The organism is Pseudooctadecabacter sp., from assembly GCF_020627745.1.
GTDB lineage: Bacteria > Pseudomonadota > Alphaproteobacteria > Rhodobacterales > Rhodobacteraceae > Octadecabacter.
Genome location: NZ_JAHDGE010000053.1, coordinates 1 through 2,415, shown reverse-complemented (window position 1 = coordinate 2,415; position 2,415 = coordinate 1). Strand labels below are relative to the sequence as shown.

5 protein-coding genes are annotated in these 2,415 nt (G+C 61.0%); 1 reads left to right on the top strand and 4 read right to left on the bottom strand.

The features are described 5' to 3' along the window. Positions 1-206 (bottom strand): hypothetical protein (locus QZ653_RS14130; protein WP_296421005.1); only part of this gene is annotated, 206 nt, incomplete at its 3' end. 127 nt (positions 207-333) lie between these two features. Between QZ653_RS14130 and QZ653_RS14125 the strand changes: the two genes are divergently transcribed. Further along, positions 334-882, top strand: coding sequence for a TIGR00730 family Rossman fold protein (locus QZ653_RS14125; RefSeq protein WP_296421003.1), 549 nt, complete (start codon positions 334-336; stop codon positions 880-882). Positions 883-1,058: 176 nt separating this feature from the next. Here QZ653_RS14125 and QZ653_RS14120 read toward each other — a convergent pair whose 3' ends face one another. From QZ653_RS14120 to QZ653_RS14110, 3 genes are all read right to left on the bottom strand, one after another. Continuing rightward, on the bottom strand, positions 1,059-1,511 hold the full coding sequence (locus tag QZ653_RS14120; protein ID WP_296421002.1) for a host attachment family protein: 453 nt from the start codon (positions 1,509-1,511) through the stop codon (positions 1,059-1,061). Position 1,512: 1 nt separating this feature from the next. After that, positions 1,513-1,767, bottom strand: coding sequence for a hypothetical protein (locus tag QZ653_RS14115; RefSeq protein ID WP_296421000.1), 255 nt, complete (start codon positions 1,765-1,767; stop codon positions 1,513-1,515). Positions 1,768-1,884: 117 nt separating this feature from the next. Continuing rightward, positions 1,885-2,415, bottom strand: a 531-nt coding sequence (locus tag QZ653_RS14110) for a superoxide dismutase (RefSeq protein WP_296420998.1), incomplete at its 5' end; no start/stop codon positions are given.

The window sequence follows — 2,415 nt, the reverse complement described above, 5'->3', positions numbered from 1 at the left end:
GCCGCCGTGTCCTGCGTCAAACCCGCGTCCACATCCGCCGTCTCCTCCGGCGCGCCACCTGCCGCCCCGGCGGCCTCCTCCACCGCCACCGCATCCGTGCCCGCCACCGGCGCGCGCGCCTCCGGCAAAGGCCGCATGTACACCGCAGCGCCAAGGGCCACCGCCACGACGCCACCCCCCAGCAGGGCAAGTGTTGATGTCTGCACCCTATGTCCTCCCCGACATGTGCGCCGGACGCAGCTGTCGTCCGAACCTTGGCAGAGCCTATCAACGCAGCTATCAGGGGTCAAAAGGTGCTTTGCGCCTCTCCCTTACCTGTGATCGGAACGCCCCATGACCGCCCGCCCTTTGTCTGTCTGCGTCTACTGCGGCTCCCGCGACGGGGCCGATCCGGCCTATGCGAAAGCCGCCGAAGACACCGGCACGATGATCGCGCGCAACGGCTGGCGGCTGGTCTACGGGGCGGGCGATGTGGGGCTCATGGGGCGCACGGCACGGGCCACGCAAACGGCTGGCGGCGACACCTTCGGCGTGATCCCGCAACACCTGATGGACTGGGAAGTCGGCAAGACCGACCTGACAACCTTCATCGTCACCGAAACCATGCATGAACGCAAAAAGGTCATGCTGATGAATGCCGACGCGGTGGTGGTGCTGCCCGGCGGCGCAGGCTCGCTCGATGAAATGTTCGAAGCCCTCACCTGGCGCCAGCTGAAACTGCACAGCAAACCGATCTACGTCCTCAACATCAACGGCTATTGGGACCCGCTGCTGACCCTCATCACCCATACCATCGACCAGGGTTTTGCTGACGCCAACCTGTTGGACTTTACGACCTTCCTGCCGACAGTCCATGATCTGGAAACCGCTCTGAAGGCCTGACGCGCGCCCTGTTTCTCTGGTTTCAAAATACCTCAGGGGGGGGGGCGCTTTGCGCCCGGGGGACAGCGTCCCCCTCCTGCCCTCACCACCATTCCCGACCGCAAAGATCTGCGCGGATCGGATGGGCGAAGCCCATTCGAAAAAACGGCGCCCCGCAGGACGCCGCTTTCAGGTCATCAGGCCGCTTTCAACTCGGCGGCCAGAATATCCTCGATCTCGTTCAAAGGATGACCGGCAAGGTTTTTGGGCACCTCCGCCACGATCTTGTCCTGCACCACCTTGTGCAAAGCCTCGCGGATGTTGCCCAGAACCTTCGGTCCCGCCACCAGCACCAACCGGTCGATCTTGCCGTGATGGGCCAGATCATACAGCTGGTCGGCGATGTCTTCGGCAAACCGCTCTTTGGCCAGTTCGTGCCAATCGGTGTCCTGAAACGCCGATTTGTTGCCCTGACTGTCCGCCATCCGACCGGGCCGGTTGGCGGATTGTTCGATGTCGGACGGGTTGTCCTGCGTTTCCTTGTCCATCACCTCGAAATAGGGGTCTTCCGCATCGGTTGTGTTGACCAGATACAAAACCTTCTCGCTGTTGGCGATGACGATATGGGTGCCGTTTGTGATCTCGGTCATATCAGCTGCTCCCTTTTTCTTTGGCGTCGACATCGGTGCCGTGATGGCCCCCCAGATTGCCCTCGCCCTTTTCGTATTTCTTGGTCACGCGGGTGACGGATGTATCGCCGTCCACCAGACGCTTTTCCTCGTCCTTGGTGGCGATGCGGCGGGCCATGTCGCCCCCGTCGCGCCCCGCATGGGACGGCGTGTCCAGATCGGACGTATAGGCATCCGTCTCGCGGGTTCCGTCGTTGCTTCTGTGCCGCTCGGCCATGGGTCTCTCCTTTTGTCAGTTGCTTGTGAAAACAACCCGCACCCCCCATTGGATGTTCCGCCAAAAGAAAAGGGCCCGCCAAAGTGGCGAGCCCCAGATCAATATGGATATGTCAGATCACATGCGTGACGCGACATTTTCCCAGTTCACAAGATTGTCGAGGAAGTTCGTCAGATAATCAGGCCGCTTGTTGCGGAAATCGATGTAGTAGGAATGTTCCCACACATCACAGCCCAACAGCGCCGTCTGGCCGAAACACACAGGGTTCACGCCGTTTTCGGTCTTGGTCACTTTCAGACCCCCGTCGGTGTCTTTCACCAGCCACGCCCAGCCGGACCCGAACTGACCGGCACCCGCCGCTTTGAATTCGTCTTTCATCTTGTCGACGGACCCGAAGCTTTCGGTGATCGCCTTTTCCAGCTCACCGGGCATGGCGCTGTCGCCGGGGCCCATCATTTCCCAGAACTGGTTGTGGTTCCAAAGCTGGCTGATGTTGTTGAAGATGCCGTTCTGGGCCACCGCGTTCGCGTCATAGGTGCCCTTGATGATCTCTTCGAGGGACTTGCCCTCCCACTCGGTGCCCTCAATCGCCTTGTTGCCGTTGGTGACATAGGCGTTGTGGTGCAGGTCGTGGTGGTATTCCAGCGT

What these genes read in the sequence shown, in the direction of transcription:
- QZ653_RS14120 (WP_296421002.1), bottom strand. Translation starts at nt 1,511, where the DNA reads ATGACCGAGATCACAAACGGCACCCATATCGTCATCGCCAACAGCGAG.
- QZ653_RS14115 (WP_296421000.1), bottom strand. Translation starts at nt 1,767, where the DNA reads ATGGCCGAGCGGCACAGAAGCAACGACGGAACCCGCGAGACGGATGCC.
- QZ653_RS14125 (WP_296421003.1), top strand. Translation starts at nt 334, where the DNA reads ATGACCGCCCGCCCTTTGTCTGTCTGCGTCTACTGCGGCTCCCGCGAC.